This is a genomic window from Kitasatospora sp. NEAU-69, assembly GCF_057158765.1.
Map to the genome: position 1 here is coordinate 18,920 of NZ_JBWXUE010000037.1, position 18,941 is coordinate 37,860.

Genomic DNA, 18,941 nt, shown 5'->3' on the forward strand with positions numbered 1-18,941 from the left:
AGCGAGGTCAAGGTCACACCCCGGGGACCTGCTGCGACGCTGCTGACGGGCATTAACCTTCCGTTATGACGGTCCTGCCCGAAGGGCTCCCTCTGGCCGCCGAGTTCCCGGATCCAACCCGTGAGCAGTGGCAGCATCTGGTCGAAGCAGTCCTGCGCAAGTCCGGCGCGCAGGACATCTCTGGTGTCCAGGCCGAGGACGCGCTCTCCACCGAACTCCAGGACGGACTGCGCGTCCGTCCGCTGTACACCGCCGAGGACAGCTCGGCCGAGGCCGGCTACCCGGGCTTCCCCCCGTTCGTCCGGGGTGGCAAGCCGCAGGGCTCCGCGCCGTCCGGCTGGGACGTACGCCAGCGCCACGCCGATCCGGACCCCCGGCGGGCGAACGAGGCCGTGCTCGCCGACCTGGAGCACGGGGTGACCTCGCTCTGGCTGGAGCTCGGCGGCACCGGCCTCGCGCCGGACGCGCTGCCGGACGTGCTCCAGGGCGTCTACCTCGACCTGGCCGCCGTCGCGCTCGACGCGGGCGCCGAGTTCGGCCCGGCGGCCGAGCGGCTGCTGCGGCTGTACGAGGAGCGCGGTGTGTCCGCCGAGGCCGCCACCGGCAACCTCGGCGCGGACCCGCTCGGCCTGCTCGCCCGGACCGGCCGGGCCGCCGAGACCGACGCGCTGCTGCGCGAGGCCGCCGCGCTCGCCGCCCGCTGCGCCGACGGCTACCCGGGCCTGCGCGCGCTGACCGTGGACGCGCTCGCCTACCACGACGCGGGCGCCTCGCCGGCCCAGGAGCTCGGCTGCTCGCTCGCCACCGGCGTCGCCTACCTGCGCGAGCTCACCGCCGCCGGGCTGACGGTCGATGCCGCCTGCGCGCAGCTGGAGTTCCGCTACGCCGCCGACGGCGACCAGTTCCTGACGATCGCGAAGTTCCGCGCCGCCCGCCGCCTGTGGGCCCGGGTGGCACAGGTCTCCGGTGCCTCGCCGCAGGCCGCCGCGCAGCGCCAGCACGCCGTCACGTCCAGCGTGATGATGACCGAGCGCGACCCGTGGGTGAACATGCTGCGCACCACGGTCGCCTGCCTGGCCGCCGGGGTCGGCGGCGCCGACGCGGTGAGCGTGCTGCCGTTCGACAGCGCGGCCGGGCTCCCCGACGCGTTCGCCCGCCGGGTCGCCCGCAACACCCAGTCGATCCTGCTGGAGGAGTCGAACCTGGCCCGGGTGATCGACCCGGCCGGCGGCTCCTGGTACGTCGAGCAGCTGACCGACACCCTGGCGCACGCCGCCTGGGCCTGGTTCCAGGAGATCGAGCGGACCGGCGGTCAGCGCGCGGCGCTCGACTCCGGGCTGGTCGGCGAGCGGATCGCGGCCACCTGGGCGAAGCGCGCCGGCGCGCTCGCCCGCCGGCGCGAACCGGTCACCGGCGTCAGCGAGTTCCCGAACCTGGACGAGCAGCCGCTGGTCCGCCCGGCGGCGCCCGCGCCGCTCGGCGGCGGACTGCCGCGGGTGCGGCGGTCCGGCGCGTTCGAGGCGCTGCGCTCCCGCTCGGACGCGCGGCTCGCCGCGACCGGCGCCCGGCCGCGGCTGTTCTTGGCCGCGCTCGGCCCGGCCGCCGCGCACACCGCGCGCTCCTCCTTCGCCGCCAACCTGTTCCAGGCCGGCGGCATCGCGACCGCCATCGCCGAGGGCACCGAACCCGCCGCGCTGGCCGAGGCGTTCGCCGCCAGTGGCGCGAGCGTGGCCTGCCTGTGCTCCAGCGACAAGCTGTACGCGGCGCACGCCGAGGCGGTCGCGGCCGCCCTCAAGGCCGCCGGCGCCCGACGGGTGCTGCTGGCGGGTCGCCCGGGTGAGCTGGGCGAGGCGTTCCAGCGCGCCGGAGTGGACGAGTTCGTCTTCGCGGGCGGCGACGCCGTCGCGCTGCTGACCTCGCTCCTCGACGAGATCGATGAGATCGACGAGATCGGAGTGGCCCAGTGATTCCCGACTTCTCGGAGATCGGACTCGACCCGGCGGGCGAGCAGCCCGCAGCCGCCGCGACCGCCGACACGGCGACCGGCGAGCACTGGCAGGCCGCCTGGCAGCAGGCCGTCGGCAAGGACGTCCAGGAGCTGGTCTGGGAGACCCCGGAGGGCATCGGCGTCAAGCCGCTGTACACCGCCGAGGACCTGGCCGGCCTGGACTTCCTCGGCACCTACCCGGGTGTCGCGCCGTTCCTGCGCGGCCCGTACCCGACCATGTACGTCAACCAGCCGTGGACGGTCCGTCAGTACGCCGGCTTCTCCACCGCTGAGGAGTCCAACGCGTTCTACCGCCGCAACCTGGCGGCCGGCCAGAAGGGCCTGTCGGTCGCCTTCGACCTGCCGACCCACCGCGGCTACGACAGCGACCACCCCCGGGTGACCGGCGACGTCGGCATGGCGGGCGTGGCGATCGACTCCATCTACGACATGCGCCAGCTCTTCGACGGCATCCCGCTGGACAAGATGTCGGTGTCGATGACCATGAACGGCGCGGTGCTGCCGATCCTGGCGCTGTACATCGTCGCGGCCGAGGAGCAGGGGGTGGCGCCGGAGCAGCTGGCCGGGACCATCCAGAACGACATCCTCAAGGAGTTCATGGTCCGCAACACGTACATCTACCCGCCGCAGCCGTCGATGCGGATCATCTCGGACATCTTCGCGTACACCTCGCAGAAGATGCCGCGCTACAACTCGATCTCCATCTCCGGCTACCACATCCAGGAGGCCGGTGCGACGGCCGACCTGGAGCTCGCCTACACGCTGGCCGACGGTGTGGAGTACCTGCGGGCGGGCCTCGCGGCCGGGCTCGACGTGGACGCGTTCGCGCCCCGGCTGTCGTTCTTCTGGGCGATCGGCATGAACTTCTTCATGGAGATCGCCAAGCTGCGCGCGGCCCGGCTGCTCTGGGCCAAGCTGGTCAAGCAGTTCGACCCGAAGAGCCCCAAGTCGCTCTCGCTGCGCACGCATTCGCAGACCTCCGGCTGGTCGCTGACCGCCCAGGACGTCTTCAACAACGTCACCCGCACCTGCGTGGAGGCGATGGCCGCGACCCAGGGCCACACCCAGTCGCTGCACACCAACGCGCTGGACGAGGCGCTCGCGCTGCCCACCGACTTCTCGGCCCGGATCGCCCGCAACACCCAGCTGATGCTCCAGCAGGAGTCGGGCACCTGCCGGGTGATCGACCCGTGGGGCGGCAGCGCGTACGTCGAGCGGCTCACCCACGACCTCGCCGAGCGCGCCTGGCAGCACATCCAGGAGGTCGAGGCGGCCGGCGGGATGGCCAAGGCGATCGACGCGGGCATCCCGAAGCTGCGCGTCGAGGAGGCCGCGGCCCGCACCCAGGCCCGGATCGACTCCGGCCGCCAGCCGGTGATCGGCGTCAACAAGTACCGGGTCGCCAACGACGAGCAGATCGACGTGCTCAAGGTCGACAACTCCTCGGTGCGCACCCAGCAGATCGAGAAGCTGCGCCGGCTGCGCGCCGAGCGCGACGAGGCGGCCTGCCAGGCCGCGCTGCGCGCGCTGACCGCCTCCGCCGAGGCGGGCGCGAAGGGCGGCGGCTCGCTGGAGGGCAACCTGCTGGCGCTCGCCGTGGACGCGGCCCGCGCGAAGGCGACGGTCGGCGAGATCTCCGACGCGCTGGAGAAGGTCTACGGCCGGCACTCGGGCCAGATCCGTACCATCTCCGGTGTGTACCGCGAGGAGGCCGGCCCGTCCACCGCCGTCCGGCGCACCCGCGACCTGGTCGAGCGCTTCGCGCAGGCGGAGGGCCGCCGGCCGCGCATCCTGGTCGCCAAGATGGGCCAGGACGGGCACGACCGCGGCCAGAAGGTGATCGCCACCGCCTTCGCCGACCTCGGCTTCACGGTGGACGTCGGCCCGCTCTTCCAGACCCCGGCCGAGGTGGCCCGGCAGGCGGTCGAGGCGGACGTGCACATCGTCGGCGTCTCCTCGCTCGCCGCCGGGCACCTGACGCTGGTTCCGGCGCTGCGCGCCGAGCTCGCCGCGGCCGGTCGCGAGGACATCACGATCGTGGTCGGCGGGGTGATCCCGCCGCAGGACTTCGACGCGCTGTACGAGGCCGGCGCCGCCGCGGTCTTCCCGCCCGGCACGGTGATCCCGGACGCCGCGTTCGACCTGCTGACGGCGCTGGCCGCCGACCTCGGTCTCGAACTCCCCGACGCCGAGCCGGCCGGCTCCGAGCTCAGCGCGTCCGAGCTCAGCGCCTCCGAGCTCATCGACCGCGAGCTGTGAGCCGCTGAACCGATGGCCCGCACGATCGATCTCGACCAGTACGTCACCGGCGTGCTCGACGGCTCGCGCGCGTACATCGCGCGGGCCATCACGCTGGTGGAGTCCACCCGCCCCGACCACCGCCCGCTCGCCCAGCAGCTGCTCACCCGGCTGCTGCCGCACACCGGGAAGGCGGTCCGGGTCGGCATCACCGGCGTGCCCGGCGTGGGCAAGTCCACGTTCATCGAGGCGCTGGGCACCATGCTCACCGCGCTCGGCCACCGTGTCGCGGTGCTCGCGGTGGATCCGACGTCCAGCCTGACCGGCGGCTCCATCCTGGGCGACAAGACCAGGATGGAGAAGCTCGCGGTCGACCCGAACGCGTTCGTCCGCCCGTCCCCCACCTCGGGCACGCTCGGTGGCGTCGCCCGTGCCACCCGCGAGTCGATGGTCGTGATGGAGGCCGCCGGCTACGACGTCGTGCTGATCGAGACGGTCGGCGTCGGGCAGTCGGAGACCACCGTCGCCGACATGGTGGACTCGTTCCTGCTGCTGACGCTGGCCCGCACCGGCGACCAGCTGCAGGGCATCAAGAAGGGCGTGCTCGAACTCGCCGACGTGGTCGCGGTCAACAAGGCCGACGGCCCGCACGAGACCGACGCCCGTGCGGCCGCCCGTGAACTGGCCGGCGCGCTGCGACTGCTGCAGAGCGCCGACGCCGCCTGGACGCCGCCGGTGCTGACCTGCAGCGGCCGGGACGGCAGCGGGCTCGACACGCTCTGGGACCGCCTCCAGCAGCACCGCCGGACCCTCGAGGCGACCGGCGCACTGGCCGCCAAACGCCGCGCCCAGCAGGTCGACTGGACCTGGGCGATGGTGCACGACCAGCTGCTCACCCAGCTCCACGAGCACCCGGAGGTGCGGCGGCTCACCCCGGAGCTGGAACGGCGGGTCCGGGACGGGACGCTGACGGCGACGACGGCGGCCGACCTGATCCTGGCGGGCTTCCGCACGCCCGTCGCCGGGCGCTGACGGCAACAGCGCGGACCGTAGCGGCAACCGGCCGGGGGCGGGCACAGGAGGAGGTACTCCTTCTTTGCCCGCCCTCTGCTCTTTACCCGCCCTCTGCTTCTTTGCCCGCCCTCTGGCCGTGCACCGGGGTAGGGGTGCAATGATGAGCCCGCCATGCCTGCCCCCGGACCCCGAGCCGTGCCCGCACCGGCACGCGCCGCCGCCGCACTCGACCTTCGCGTCGTACGGGCCCTCCCGTTCGCGACGGTCTGCGTCGTGCTGGCCGCCGCCGGGCACACCCTGGCCTCGGGCGGAGCGGTGCCGCTGCCCGCGCTGCTGCTCGGCTGGCTGCTCGGCTGCGCCGCCGCGACCGCCGGGGCCCGCCGGGAGCGCTCGCTACCGACCATCACCGGCGCGCTGGGCGCCGGCCAGCTGGGGCTCCACGTCCTCTTCCACGCGGCGCAGTCCGGCATGCGATCACCGACCGCGAGCGGCATGAGCGGCATGCCGGGGATGCCCGGGATGTCGAACATGCCGGGCATGACTGACATGCCCGGCATGCCCGGCATGCCCGGCATGCCCGGCATGCCGTCAGCCGCCCCGCCCACCAGGCTCTCCGCCCCCGGCGCCGCTCACCACCTGCTCTTCTGGTCCCACCTCTGGCTGCACGCGGCCTTCCTCGGCCTGAGCCCGGCGATGCTGGCCGGGCACCTCACCGCGACCCTCCTGGCCGGCTGGTGGCTACGCCGGGGCGAGCGGGCCGTGTGGCGGCTCGTGCGGGTCGCCGCCGCGACCGCACACGCCTGCGCCACGCCGCTGCACACCTGCCTCGCGCTCTTCACCGCGCTGCGGGACGGCCTGCAGGCCGCGCGCGCCCGCATACCCGGGCGCCGGACGCACCCGGACGACTCCCCGCCCCTCCCGTCCTCCACACTGCTGCGGCACTGCGTGATCAGACGCGGACCACCGGCGATCGCGGCCGCCGGGCCCCGCCCCTGATCATCCGCACGCCCCCGCCGTGCCCGCGTACAGCCGTACGCCGGGGCACCCGCGCGGCGTGCCCACTCACGCCTCCTCGGAGAACACACAGCCATGACAAGCACCCTGAAGACCCGTTCACGCCGCGCCCTGGCCGCCTCCGCGCTCGCCGCGGCCACCCTGCTGGCGGTCGCCGGCCCCGCCTCGGCGCACGTCACCATCAAGCCGTCCAGCGTGCCCAAGGACGCGACCGACCAGACCTTCGCGTTCCGCGTGCCGAACGAGGAGGACAACGCGAGCACGGTGAAGGTCGAGGTCGACTTCCCCACCGACCACCCGATCCCGTCCGCCCTGGTCGCCCCGATCCCGGGCTGGACCGACCAGATCCAGACCACCAAGCTCGCCACCCCGATCCACACCGACGACGGCGACATCACCGACGTCGTCTCGCAGATCGTCTGGACCGGCGGCCAGATCGCGCCGAACCACTTCCAGGACTTCACCGTCGACTTCGGCGCGCTGCCCGACGGTACCGACCAGGTCGTCTTCAAGGCACTGCAGACCTACAGCGACGGCACCATCGTCCGCTGGATCGACGAGCAGAAGACCGGCCAGCCCGAGCCCGCCCACCCGGCCCCGGTCCTCACCCTGACCGCCGCCGCCGGCACCGACCAGGACGCCACCGCGGCCACCGGCAAGAGCGCCACCGGCACCACCAGCACCACCGCCGCCGCGAAGTCCGGCAGCGACAGCGACTCCACGGCCCGCGCCCTCGGCATCGCCGGCCTCGTCGTCGGCGCCGCCGGCATCGCCGTCGGCCTGCTCGGCTGGCGCCGCCGCACTCCGGACAACTCGGCCCGCTGACCCACCCCTGGTGTGGGGGGACACCAGGCGTTTCCCCCCAAGAGTGACCACCGTCAGCGAGCCTCTACCGGGAAACCTCGTCCCGCTAACCCCCTTTTTTGGGGGGACTCCCCTGGGCCCCCCACACCAGGGGTACCAATCGTCAGCGACCGTCAGCGGCGTCGAGCGCGCGGAGCACGGTCAGGCACTGCAGCAAGTAGTAGACGCAGAGCGCGCCGTGCTCGTTGTCCTGCCAGAGCTCGGCGATCTCCGCGGCGCGCGGGGTCTCGTCCTCACCGGCAGCGAGCCGTTCCAGGATCCGGCGGATCAGTTCCTGCCCCTCAAGGGTGGCCTTGAGAGCCTTGGCCACGGCAGTGCCGGCCACCTGCGGTCCGCGGTTGTCCAGCTGGGAGACGACCAGCCCCCGGTTCGCGCAGCCCTCGGCCACCCGCAGCGAGACGTACACGGTGAGCAGGGTCGCTCCCGGCATCACCGTCTCCTGCACCCAGTTGGCGAGCAGGGCAACGGCTTTGGCGTGTTTCTCCTTCGCCAGCAGTCCGCACAGGCGGTCGGCGAGCTCTTCGACCTCCCCGAACGAGACGGGCTGCCCGATGAGTTCGCCGCGCACGCTGCCCGCCACCAGGCCCGACCGCTTTCTGCCCCACCTCATGACCTACCCCTCCCGGATCTCCCTGCCCCCGCGTCCTTCGATCATTGCACTCCGGCTCCCACGCCGCGGCATCCGAGGCTCCAACTGCGCCCCGCCCTATGATCGGGGCCGGAGCATCCGCACCGGAAGGTGAGCCGACCATGACCCTGCCGAACCTGCTCGCGGTGTTCGCGCACCCGGACGACGAGTCCCTCGCCTCGGGCGGCGTGCTCGCCCGGCACGCGGCCGCGGGTGCCCGGACCGCCGTCGTCACGGCGACCTGGGCCCCCGGTACCCACCGCGCCGCCGAACTGGCCGAGGCGCTGCGGGCTCTCGGCGCCGGCGCGCCGCGCCTGCTCGGCTACGCCGACGCGAAGGTGCCCGAGTCGGCCCCCGGGCGGGAGCGGTTCTGCGATGCGCCGATCGACCGGCCGGTGCGGGAACTGGTGCGACACATCAGGGAGTTCCGGCCGGATGTGGTGGTCACCCATGACGCGTACGGCGGACTGACCGGCCATCCGGACCATCGGCACACCCACCGGGTGACCGTGCTCGCCGTCCAGGCCGCCGGGCTGGAACGGCTCTACCCGGAGGCCGGCGACCCCTGGCAGCCGAGCGCGCTCTACCTGGCCACCCACCCGCACTCGGCGGCACGGGAGTTGGGCGGGCAGCTGCTCCGGGCCGACCGCCCCGCCGACCGTCCGATGTTCAGCGTGCCGGACGCCTGGGTCACCGCGACGGTCGACGTCAAACCGTGGTTCGAGCAGAAGTGGGCCGCCGTCTCGGCACACCGCAGCGAAGTCGAGCGCGGCGCGCTGCCGGGCCGGCTGGCGGCCCAGCCGCCGGCCGTCCGCGAGCGGCTGCTGGGCACCGAGTGGTACGTCCGGCACGGCGTCGGCCCCGATGTCACCGGCACACAGCAGCAGTTGACGGCCTGACCCCTGCGGCCGTCAGGGACGGCGCGGCCTGATCATGCTGCCGACCAACAGCACGACGGCGGCCACGGCCATACCGATCGCGATCCCGGTATGGCGGACGTACATCACATCCGGACAGATCTGAACGGGTTGCCCCGGCCCGGTCTCGATCCTTGCGAGGCAGTGCATGCCCGGGACCGGCTCGGGCAGATGGACGAGCGCGACCACGGCCGCGCCCAGGAGGAGAAGGATCCCCAGACCGAAGAGGAACACACGGAGGACTCTCATGCGGCTTGGACGGCCGATACGCGCCAACCGTTCCCGCCCCCGCTCCCCCACCCCACCCGCCCGGTCCGGGGGCGTCCCCCTTCGATCAGGTCGGCAGCGGGACCGCTGCCGACCGGCGTGCCGGGCGGATCACGAACGTCAGTGCGTACACCGCGCTCGCGGTGGCCATGATGGTGAAGCTCGGTGGCAGCTTCGGCAGTTCGGCGCTGAGCGCGAGGCCCACCCACATCTCGCCCACCGCGAGGCCGGCGGAGAGCGCCAGCGCCCGGAACGGACGGTCGGTGAGCCGGATCGCCGCCCCCGCGGGCGCCGCCAGCAGGCCGAGCAGCAGCAGCGAGCCGACCGCCTGGGTGGCCTCCCCCGCGCACGCGCCGACCAGTGCCAGGAAGCCGAAGCCGAGCAGCCGCACCGGCACCCCGCGCGCCGCGGCGACCGCCTCGTCCAGCGTCGCGAAGAGCAGCGGCCGGGCGATCAGCAGCAGCAACACGCAGATCGCTCCCGCGATGGCAACGGCGACCGTCGTCTCACTGCCGTGCAGGCCGAAGATGGAGCCGAACAGCACGGTGGTGCCGGCGCCGCCCTGGTCCGAGCCGCTGCGCGAGGTGGTGTAGAGCGTGAGGAAGAACGCGCCCAGGCCCAGGATCCAGGCGAAGACGCTGCCGATCACGACGTCGTCGGGACGGCCCCGGCGGCCAAGCCCGCCGAGCAGCAGGCCGACCCCGATGGTCGCGGCGAACAGGCCGAGCCGCAGGTCGTAGCCGCCGGCCAGGGCCGCCATCGCGCCGGTGAACGCGACGTGGCTCAGCGCGTCGCCGGTGAAGATCTGCGCGCGCAGCACCAGGAAGTAGCCGACCAGGCCCGAGGCGAGCGCGATCGCGGTGCCGGCCAGCAGGGCGTGCTGGAAGAAGCTCTGGGACCACACGCTGGTGGCCGCGAGTGCGATGGTCATGCGGTGCCTCCGATCGACGCCGGCCCGACGGACCCCGACCCGACGGACCCCGCCCCGGCCTGCCGCGCCCGGTCGAGCGCCCCGCGGGCCAGCCGCACCAGGTGGGCCAGCACGTAGCCGGCGAACGAGAACCCGGTCACGAAGAAGCCGAGCGGGTACGGCTGGTAGTACGCCGCGATCAGCCCGGCCCAGCACGCCGCGAGGCCGAGCAGCACCGCGAGCAGCAGGCTGAACCCCGGCCGGGAGGTGAGCTGCTGGGCGGTGGCCGCCGGTATCACCATCAGCGCGAAGACGAGCAGCGTGCCGGTGATCTGGCTCGCCTCGGCGGTCGCCGCGCCGAGCAGCACCAGGAAGACCGTCGCCAGCAGCCGCACCGGGACCCCGCGCCCGGCCGCGACCTCGGGGTCGACCGAGGCGAAGAGCAGCGGGCGCCCGATCACCGCCAGCACGGCGAGCACGGCGAGCGCGACGGCCGCCAGCACCGCGACCTGGCCGGTGGTGATGCCGAGGAAGCTGCCGAAGAGCAGCGCCTCCGGCCCCTCCAGCAGGCCCTTGTACAGCGTGATGAAGAGGAACCCGCAGGCGAGCGCGAACGCCTGGACGGTCCCCGTGACGGCGGACTCCTCCGCCCCGCTGTCCCGGCCCCGGCGCTGGAGCGCGGCGATCACCAGTGCGGCGGCCACGCAGAAGCCGAAGTAGCCGAGCGAGAGGCTGAAGCCCGCGAGCGTCGCGAGCGCGGCGCCCGGGAACGCGACCACCGAGAGCGTGTGCCCGGCGAAGGTCTGCCGGCGCAGCACCATGAACCAGCCGACCACCCCGCAGACCACGGCCACGACCAGGCCGGCCCGGAACGCGTTCACCATGAACGCGTAGGACCACATCTGCTGGAAGTCGGCGATCAGGTTGAAGGAGAACGCGGGCAGAGCGGCGTCAGAAGCCAGCGGCATGGACGTCCGCCTCCTTCTGGTCCGGATTCGCAGCCTGGTCCTGGTGCCGGTCGCCGTGCAGCGCCGGTGCCTCGGGCCCGCCGACCACCACCAGCCGCCCGTCCCGGGTGCGCAGCACCTCGACGGGGGTCCGGTAGAGCCGGGTCAGCGTCTCACTGGTGATCACCTCGGCGGGGGTGCCGCTGACGGCGCCGCCCTGCGCGATGTACACGACCCGGTCCAGGTGGTGCAGGATCGGGTTGACGTCGTGCGCGACCATCACGACCGCCACCTGCTCCTGGTGGCAGATCCGGCCGAGCAGCGCGGCGACCGCGCTCTGGTTCGGCAGGTCGAGGCTGTCCAGCGGCTCGTCCAGCAGCAGCACCTGCGGGCGCCGGATCAGCGCCTGGGCGATCAGCAGCCGCTGCTGCTCACCACCCGAGCACTGACCGATCGGCCGGTGCGCGTACGCGGACGCGCCGACCAGGTCGATCACCGCCTCGACCCTCCCCCGGACTCCGTCCGGGGGGACCCCCATCTGCGCGGCCCGCCGGCGCGCGCCGCCGAGGAACGGCAGCGGGATCCCCCAGCGGTCGCCGTCCAGGCCGAGCCGCACCACGTCGGTGCCGCGGATCCGTACGCTCGCGTCGAAGCTGCGCCGCTGCGGCAGGTAGCCGACCGCGGAGTTGCGCGCGCCGGGCGATCCGCCGAGCACCCGCACCTCACCGGTCGCGGCCGGCAGCACGCCGAGCAGCACCTTGATCAGGGTGGACTTGCCGACGCCGTTGGGGCCGAGGACGGCGGTGAACTCGCCGGCCCCGACGGTCAGATCGACGCCGGACCAGAGGGTCCGGCCGCCCACCCGGACGGCGGCATCGCGCAGCGACAGCACCGGCTCGACGCCGGGCTTGCGCTCCACGCGGGGTTCTTCCGTGCCGGCTTCGGCGCGGGATGCGGTACGGGATTCGGTACGGGCCGCTTCGGCCGGGTTCGCGCTCACTTGCTGGCCGCCAGCTTCAGCGCGGCCTCGATGCCCTGCAACTGCTTGGTCTGCCAGTCCTGGAACGTGGCGTTCGCCGGGGCGAGCGTCTCGGTGACCTGGGCGACCGGGATCCCCTTGGCCTTCGCCGCGTTCACCTGGGCCACCACGTCGGGGTCCGAGTTCTGGGTGTTGAAGACGTAGACCGCGATCTGCTTGCCGGCGATCTGCTGGTCGATGGTGGCCTTGTCGGCGGCGGTCGGGTCGCTGCCCTCGCTCTCCGCGTCCAGGAACGTCTCCGGGGTCATCATCTTCAGCCCGAGGCTCTCGGCGAGCGGCGTCACGATCGACTCGGAGGCGCCGATCGGGGTGCCGGCGTACTTCGCCTTGATGTCCGACTCCAGCTGGTCGTACTGCGCCAGCGTCTTGGTGGTGAAGGTGGTCTTCTGGGCGTCGAAGTACGCGGAGTCGGCGGGGTCGATCTTCTGGTAGTCGGCGGTTATCTTGTCGATCACCTGGTGCAGGCTCTGGGACGAGTACCACTGGTGCGGGTTGTCGCCCTCCTTCTTGCCCAGCAGGTTGCCGACCTTCAGCGCGGTCCGGCCGGGGGCCGGGTTGGCGGCCAGCAGCTTGTCCGACCAGCCGTCGTAGCCGATGCCGTTGTTGATCACGTAGTCGGCGCTCGCGACCGTACGGGCGTCGCCGGCGGTCGGCTCGTAGGCGTGCGGGTCGGTGTCCGGGTTCGTGATGATGCTCGTCACCTTCACGTGGTCACCACCGAGTTGGCCGGCTATGGATCCCCAGAAGTTCTCCGCCGCGGTCACCTGGATCACCTTCGAGCCACCGGCCGCCGAGCCGGTCGCCGACGTCGTCTTCGAAGCGGTCGAGCACGCGGTGGCAAGCATCAGGGTGGCCACGGCGGCAGCGCCAAGCACGATTCTCACGGGACGACGGCTGACCTGGTCGAACAAGGCGGCGCTCATGGCGGAAGTACTCCCCTAAACCTGCCGGGTCTGCCGCCTGGGCAGCGTCCGGCTCCGTTGGACAGCACCAACCCTAGTTGGAAACGGTTTTCACAACCAGCCCCACCTACGATGAGATGACAATCATTGCCAAAGCTTGACCCTGCGCGCGGGCGCGCCGGCCTCACCCCCAACCCCCGGCCACCGGCTCGCGTCAGACGCGGATGACATGGAAGAGGGGGGGCGATACGAGGCCCCCCCAGATCACAGAATGCTGTGAATTCTCCCGCCCCGGCCTCAATTGTTGACGATCAGCCCACAAAGCGGATTAACTCCCCTTGTTTTGCCGCGATGACGCGGCGCCGTCTGAGAGGTACCACCCGTCATGAGCACGTTGCTGCGCCGCGGCGCCGCCACCACCGTCGTCGTTTCCATGGCTCTGACCCTGGCAGCCTGCGGTGGCGGGAGCACCGGCAAGGCAAGTTCGCTGGCCGGGGCCCCGATCGGCCTGCTGCTGCCGGACACCACGGCGCCGCGGTACGAGTCCTTCGACCGCCCGCTGATGCAGGCCGAAATCACCGGACTGTGCGGTCAGTGCACGGTGCGGTACCAGAATGCCGGCGGTAATGCGCAGACCCAGCAGCAGCAGTTCGAGGACATGGTCGCCCAGGGCGTCAAGGTGATCATCCTGGACGCCGTGAATGCCAAGGACGCGGCGAGTTACGTCAACAGCGCGGCGCAGAAGGGCGTCAAGGTCGTCGCCTACGACCGCCTCTCGGCCGGCAATGTCGCCGCCTACGTCTCCTTCGACAACGAGCAGATCGGCGAACTCCAGGGCCAGGCGCTGCTGGACGCGCTGGGCGGCAAGGCCGCCAACGCCAACGTGGTGATGATCGACGGCGACGAGAGCGACCCGAACGCCGCCCAGTTCAAGGCCGGCGCGCACAAGGTGCTGGACGGCAAGGTCAAGATCGCTTACGAGAAGTCCGGTCAGTGGCAGCCCACGGTCGCCGCCCAGGAGGCCGGCGACGCGATCAGCCAGCTGGGCAAGAACGGCATCCAGGCCGTCTACTCGGCCAACGACGGCATGGCCACCACGATCATCTCCACGCTCCAGGCGGCCGGCATCTCGGTGCCGGTCGGCGGTCAGGACGCCTCGCTCGACGCCGTCCAGCGGATCGTCGCCGGCCAGCAGGCGTACACCATCTACAAGCCGTACAAGCCGGAGGCCGTGGGCGCGGCCGACATCGCCGTCGACCTGGTGCACGGGATCGGCACCCCCGGCGCCGACACGATCACCGACGACGGCGGCGTCCAGGTGCCCACGCTGCTGCTCACGCCGATCGTCGTCACGAAGTCGACGGTCGCCAACGCCGTGATCGGCGGCGGCCTGTACAAGGCGTCCGACATCTGCACCTCGCAGTACGCGCAGGCCTGTCAGGCAGCCGGCATCCCGCTCCAGTAGCCGGGCCACCGGGTACGGGCTGCGCCTCAGCCCGTACCCACCTCAGCCCGTACCCGCCGCCTCAGCCGGTACCCCGCTCGGCGCGTACCGGCTCGGGCAGCAGCAGTTCCGCCAGCAGCCCGCCGCCGGGCGCCGCCGAGAGCCGGGCGGCGCCGCCGTGCAGGTCCGCCACCCAGCGGACGATCGCCAGGCCGGTCCCGGTGCCGGTGCTCGCGGCGCCGGTGACCCGGCGTTCGAAGACCCGGGTGCGGTCCGCGGCGGGCACGCCGGGGCCGTGGTCCCGGACGGCGACCCGGCCGGCGCCGACCGTCACCTCGACCGGGCCGCCACCGCCGTGCCGCAGCGCGTTCTCCACCAGGTTGCGCACGGCCTGGGCGAGCAGCTCCGGATCGCCGCTGACGATCGCGGCCTCGGTGTCGAGCACGACGCCGGTGCGGTCCGGCAGTTCCTCGACCGTCTGCTCGACCAGCTGGTCCAGCCGCAGCCGGGTCAGCTCGATCTTCTGCGTGCCGGCGTCGATCCGGGCCCGGGCCAGCAGCCCGGTGACCAGCCGGCCGAGCCGGTCGACCAGCCGGACCGCTTCGTCCAGCGCTGCCGGTGCCCGGGCGGGCGAGCCGCTGCCGTTCTCCACCACCAGGCGCAGCGTGGCCAGCGGTGTCCGCAGCTCGTGGGCGGCCTCGGCGAGGAACTGCTCCTGCCGTTCGAGTCCGCGCAGCGCCGGCCGCATCGCCCGGCCGGACAGCAGGTGACCGACCGCCGCGGCGGCCAGCACGAGCGCCGCGCAGCCCAGGGCCAGCCGGCGGAGCAGCTGATCGTGGGCCGCCAGGCTCTGCGTGGGGTCTGCGCCGACCAGGACGGCGGCGCCGATCCGGTCGCCGTCCCAGACCGGGGCCGCGGCCCAGTGGTACTGGCGGCCGCCCTGGGCCGGGGCGGTGACCAGGACGGTCTGCTGCTCCTGCTGGACCTGCTGCCAGATCGCGTCGAGCGTGGCCGGGCCCGGCAGCGTGGCCGGGGAGGTGTACGCGTGGCTGACCTGCGCGGGCCGGTCGCCGGGCGCCTGGAGGACGCCGAGCGCCTCGGCGCCGCGCGCCAGGTCGTCGTCCGGCAGCGCGTCGAGGTAGAGCGTGTCTCCGACGTCGAAGGAGACGACCCGGGCGAGCCCGTCGGCCCGGTGGGCGACGTCGTTGTCGAGGTCCTTCGCGCGGGAGTGGCTGTCGGTGTGCGCGGCGATGGTGGCGAGCACCAGCAGGCAGGCGGCGGTGCTGGCGGCGAAGAGCAGCGTCATCGCCCACCGGGCACGGTGCAGCCGGACGACGGCCGGGGTCCGCCGTGCCGTAGTCCGCCGCATCGCGGTGCGGCGTGCCGCGGTACGCCGCACCCAGGCAGGCCGGATCCGGCTCACCGCTCGGCGGCCGGGTCGGCGACGCAGTAGCCGGCGCCGCGCACCGTCACGATCAGCTCCGGCGGGCCGAGCTTGCGGCGCAGCTGGCCGACCAGCACGTCCACCACGTTGGAGAGCGGCTCGGCCTGCTCGTCCCAGCAGCGTTCGATCAGCTCGCTGCGGCTGACCACCTCGCCGGCCCGCAGCATCAGCACCTCCAGCACGGCGAACTCCTTGGCGGTCAGCGTGAGCAGCACGCCGTCGCGCCGCACCCGGCGGCGCGGCAGGTCGAGCTCCAGGTCGCCGACCCGCAGTTCGGGCAGCCGGGTGGGCTGGCCACGCCAGCACAGCGCGCGGACCCGGGCGCTCAGCTCGGCGAACGCGAACGGCTTGACGAGGTAGTCGTCGGCGCCGTGCTCGAAGCCGGCCACCCGGTCGGTGACGGCGTCGAGCGCGGTGAGCAGCAGGACCGGCAGGGTGGATCCGGCACGCCGCTGGGCCGCGAGCAGGGTCAGCGCGTCACCGTCGGGCAGCGTGCGGTCCGCGATCAGGCAGTCGTAGGTGTTGACCGCGAGCTTGAAGTCGGCGTCCGCGAGATCGCCGGCGAAGTCCACCGCGAAGCCGGCCTCACGCAGGCCCGTGACGATCGCGGGGCCGAGCTCGGGGTCGTCCTCCAGGACAAGTACGCGCATGGGTGAATATCGTACGTGACCGAAAACGTCATGAAATGACCGCTCCTGACCCGTTCGTATGACCTCCCGGCTCATCCGGAGAGCCTGCGCATCAGCCGGACGCCCTGGGCCGGGGTCAGGTGTGGCAGGTAGGCCCTGCCGACCGCCCGGGTGATGCTGGCCAGCGCGGCCGGGTCCGGGTAGGTCATGTACAGCGGCCGGTAGTCGGGCTGGAACTTCGCCTTGAACGCGAGCAGCGAGCGGAATCCGTAGACCGGTTCCAGCACCTCGCCGAGCCGGTCCAGCGTCCGTTGCAGCGCGCCCGGCAGCTCGCCGCCGTCACCACCACGGTCGGCGCGGGCCAGCGGGGCGCCGGAGAGGCTGACGAAGCGGGCACCCTCCTCCTTGAAGCGCAGCGCGGCCGTCGCGATCAGGAACTCCATCACGCCGCGGAAGCCGCCGTCGGCCCGGCGCCGCATGAAGTCCAGCGTCCAGCCGACCGGCACGCCGTCCTCGTACACCGGCAGCCAGCTGGTGACCCCCTGCACCGTCCGGTCGCCGTCCACCGCGATCAGCAGCCGCACCTCCGGGTCGGCCAGCTCCTCCAGGCCGCCGAGCGTGAAGCCCATCTCGGGCAGGCCCTTGTCAAGGACCCACTCCTCGGACATCGAGCGGATCTGGTCGCGGACGGCCGCCGGGGCGTCGGCGTAGCGCAGCCACTGCGCGCTGACGCCCTCCCGCTGCGCCTTGTTCAGCGCGGTGCGGATGTCCTGCCACTTGCGGCCGGTGAACGCGAGCGTGGGCAGCGGGATCACGGTGTCCTCCGCGACCTGGAGCGAGCGCCAGCCGAGCGCCTCGGCGGCGCCCCGGACGGCGGGCGTGACGCTGTAGAAGCACGGCGTCCAGCCCCGGGCGTCGCAGAACCGCGCGAAGCCGGCCACCGCCGCCTCCCGCGCGCCGGCTTCGCCGAACGGGTCCCCGCAGGTCAGCGCGACGGTCGCGATCACCCGGTAGGGGACCGCCGCCCGGCCCTGCTCGTCGAACCAGTAGTGGTTGCCACTCCAGGTGCTGAGGAACGAGAGCGTGGAGCCGCCGTGCGCGGTGAGCAGCGCGCGGGCGCGGGCGGCGTCCTGTGCGCCGGTCTTGACCCGGGGCCGGCGGAACGCGACCAGCAGCGCGGTCAGCGTCACCGCCCAGAACAGCAGTCCGCAGTAGTCGGTCAGCAGCTGGGCGGTGCCACCGAGCGGGATCGGCGGCGGCGCGATCAGACCGCTGTACGCGGGTGGCAGGAACTCCGAGACCAGCCCGGCGCCCAGACTGCTCCAGCCGGCCGTGACGGCGAACTGGTCGCGCACCGCCCAGCCGAGGCCGAGGTAGCAGCCGGCGGCGAGCAGCAGCGCCGTCCCGGTCACCACGGCGAGCCGGCGCAGGTCGGTGCGGGGCAGCCGCAGGCGGAATCGCTGACGGGTGACCAACAGCAGCACCAGGCTCAGCAGCGGCAGCGCCATGGACTCGGCGAAGACCTGCACGGCGACGGGATCGCCCCCGGCGGCGGCCGATGGCTTGACCAGCGCGTCGGTCAGTGCCCAGCCGACCAGCGCCAGCCAGAACAGCTGAGCGAGCACGGTGATCCACCAGGACAGCCGCAGGCCGCGGCGCAGGCCCTCGGCGAGGACCAGCAGCAGCACCGGCACCAGCAGAGCCATCAGCCGCCCCGGGGAGTCGAAGAACTGCTGGGCGGCGTGGAGTTGGGCACAGTCCGCGGCGGAGCCCGCGCACGCCGCCGCGACCTCCTCGGCGGACGGCACGGTGGAGTAGTACAGCTCCGCGAAGGTGCTGAACGGTCCCGGAGCGTCGTTGTACAGCGAGGCCACCAGCGGGCCGATCGCCGAGCCGGCCAGGCAGGTGGCGACCAGTACCCGGGCCTCGTGCTGCGAGGACGGGCGCAACCGGCGCAGCCCGGGCCAGCGGTGGCCGCGGCCGCGGTGGATCAGCGCGCCGACCGCCAGCCCGGCCAGCGCGCCGGCGAGGCTCAGCAGGCTCTGCAGGTGGCCGACGTACAACACCAGCACGCCCGGCACCAGCAGCACCAGCAGCCGCAGCCGGCGCCGCCACAGCGCGGTCAGCCGATAGCTCAGCGCGGCGGCGAGCGCGAGCAGGCCGCCGAGCGGGCCGACCGCGAGCTGCTCGCCGAGCGTCTGGGTCCAGCTCTCCCCCACCCGGATGCCCGCCCACGCGACGCCGGTGCCGAGCAACGCGCCGAGCGCCTGGCCGCCGATCAGCACGGCGACGGCGGTGGGCCGGCCCAACCGTCGCTCGGCAACCGGGCAGAGCAGCAGGACGACCACGGAGGTGCCCAGGTACGAGACGAGATCGGGGCACCAGAACAGCGAGCTGACCGGCGCCCACCAGTGGCCGGCCGCCACGGCGGGCAGGCCCGCGCCGACCTGGGCCAGCAGCGCCCGGCCGGGGCCCGCGCCGAGGCTGCCGGTGACCGCGCCGGTGCCCCACAGCACCGCGAGCAGCACCAGGGTGAGCGGCGCGCTGCGCAGCCGGCGGAAACGGCCTCGCCCGGACGGCGGTGCGACCGGTCCGGCCGGCACCGGGCCGTCCGTGGCGGTGCCGATGTCGGTGACAGCGGCAGTATCGGTCACGGTGGTGGTCGTGGTCACGGTC

General features: G+C 73.2%; 16 protein-coding genes. 7 read left to right on the forward strand and 9 right to left on the reverse strand.

Translation table 11 applies throughout. The features are described from left to right. Positions 1–65 precede the first annotated feature (65 nt). The 5 genes from mutA (at position 66) to AC060L_RS31140 (ending at position 7,099) form a co-directional block, all read left to right on the forward strand. Positions 66–1,967, forward strand: coding sequence for a methylmalonyl-CoA mutase small subunit (gene mutA, locus AC060L_RS31120; protein ID WP_483802307.1), 1,902 nt, complete (start codon positions 66–68; stop codon positions 1,965–1,967). Then, positions 1,964–4,267 (forward strand): methylmalonyl-CoA mutase, encoded by a 2,304-nt coding sequence (scpA, locus tag AC060L_RS31125; RefSeq protein ID WP_483802308.1) that lies wholly within the window; start codon positions 1,964–1,966, stop codon positions 4,265–4,267. The genes mutA and scpA overlap by 4 nt, the downstream gene beginning before the upstream one ends. Positions 4,268–4,279: 12 nt before the next feature. Beyond that, the gene (gene meaB, locus AC060L_RS31130; RefSeq protein ID WP_483802309.1) at positions 4,280–5,278 is read left to right on the forward strand and encodes a methylmalonyl Co-A mutase-associated GTPase MeaB; all 999 of its coding nucleotides are present in this window, start codon (positions 4,280–4,282) and stop codon (positions 5,276–5,278) included. Positions 5,279–5,431: 153 nt separating this feature from the next. After that, a complete protein-coding gene (locus AC060L_RS31135; RefSeq protein WP_483802310.1) occupies positions 5,432–6,256 on the forward strand; it encodes a hypothetical protein in 825 nt (274 codons plus the stop codon). A 93-nt stretch (positions 6,257–6,349) separates the two neighbouring features. Next, complete coding sequence (locus AC060L_RS31140; protein WP_483802311.1) at positions 6,350–7,099, forward strand: YcnI family copper-binding membrane protein; 750 nt, start codon at positions 6,350–6,352, stop codon at positions 7,097–7,099. 142 nt (positions 7,100–7,241) lie between these two features. On the opposite strand, the gene AC060L_RS31145 is transcribed toward AC060L_RS31140, so the two are convergent. Further along, a complete protein-coding gene (locus AC060L_RS31145) occupies positions 7,242–7,748 on the reverse strand; it encodes a hypothetical protein (RefSeq protein WP_483802312.1) in 507 nt (168 codons plus the stop codon). Positions 7,749–7,888: 140 nt separating this feature from the next. Between AC060L_RS31145 and AC060L_RS31150 the strand changes: the two genes are divergently transcribed. Next, positions 7,889–8,665 (forward strand): PIG-L family deacetylase, encoded by a 777-nt coding sequence (locus tag AC060L_RS31150; protein WP_483802313.1) that lies wholly within the window; start codon positions 7,889–7,891, stop codon positions 8,663–8,665. 12 nt (positions 8,666–8,677) lie between these two features. Here the strand turns inward: AC060L_RS31150 and AC060L_RS31155 are convergent, their stop codons facing one another. From AC060L_RS31155 to AC060L_RS31175, 5 genes are all read right to left on the reverse strand, one after another. After that, on the reverse strand, positions 8,678–8,917 hold the full coding sequence (locus tag AC060L_RS31155; protein WP_483802314.1) for a hypothetical protein: 240 nt from the start codon (positions 8,915–8,917) through the stop codon (positions 8,678–8,680). Positions 8,918–9,017: 100 nt separating this feature from the next. Next, entirely contained in the window at positions 9,018–9,881 is an 864-nt protein-coding gene (locus AC060L_RS31160; RefSeq protein WP_483802315.1) for a metal ABC transporter permease, read from the reverse strand. Then, a complete protein-coding gene (locus AC060L_RS31165) occupies positions 9,878–10,828 on the reverse strand; it encodes a metal ABC transporter permease (RefSeq protein ID WP_483802316.1) in 951 nt (316 codons plus the stop codon). The genes AC060L_RS31160 and AC060L_RS31165 overlap by 4 nt, the downstream gene beginning before the upstream one ends. Beyond that, the gene (locus tag AC060L_RS31170; RefSeq protein WP_483802317.1) at positions 10,812–11,726 is read right to left on the reverse strand and encodes a metal ABC transporter ATP-binding protein; all 915 of its coding nucleotides are present in this window, start codon (positions 11,724–11,726) and stop codon (positions 10,812–10,814) included. Before AC060L_RS31170 ends, AC060L_RS31165 begins: the two co-directional genes overlap by 17 nt. Before the next feature lie 77 nt (positions 11,727–11,803). After that, positions 11,804–12,730 (reverse strand): metal ABC transporter solute-binding protein, Zn/Mn family, encoded by a 927-nt coding sequence (locus AC060L_RS31175; RefSeq protein WP_483802318.1) that lies wholly within the window; start codon positions 12,728–12,730, stop codon positions 11,804–11,806. A gap of 403 nt (positions 12,731–13,133) precedes the next feature. Here AC060L_RS31175 and AC060L_RS31180 point away from each other — a divergent pair, with 403 nt between their 5' ends. Then, positions 13,134–14,213, forward strand: a complete 1,080-nt coding sequence (locus AC060L_RS31180) for a sugar ABC transporter substrate-binding protein (protein ID WP_483802319.1) — start codon at positions 13,134–13,136, stop codon at positions 14,211–14,213. Between the two features lie 61 nt (positions 14,214–14,274). On the opposite strand, the gene AC060L_RS31185 is transcribed toward AC060L_RS31180, so the two are convergent. From AC060L_RS31185 to AC060L_RS31195, 3 genes are all read right to left on the reverse strand, one after another. Then, positions 14,275–15,561 carry a sensor histidine kinase gene (locus AC060L_RS31185; RefSeq protein WP_483802320.1) on the reverse strand — a complete coding sequence of 429 codons (1,287 nt, stop codon included), beginning with the start codon at positions 15,559–15,561 and terminating at the stop codon, positions 14,275–14,277. Positions 15,562–15,611: 50 nt separating this feature from the next. Continuing rightward, complete coding sequence (locus tag AC060L_RS31190; protein ID WP_483802321.1) at positions 15,612–16,286, reverse strand: winged helix-turn-helix domain-containing protein; 675 nt, start codon at positions 16,284–16,286, stop codon at positions 15,612–15,614. Positions 16,287–16,357: 71 nt separating this feature from the next. Continuing rightward, entirely contained in the window at positions 16,358–18,937 is a 2,580-nt protein-coding gene (locus AC060L_RS31195; RefSeq protein WP_483802322.1) for a bifunctional lysylphosphatidylglycerol flippase/synthetase MprF, read from the reverse strand. Between the last annotated feature and the right edge of the window lie 4 nt (positions 18,938–18,941).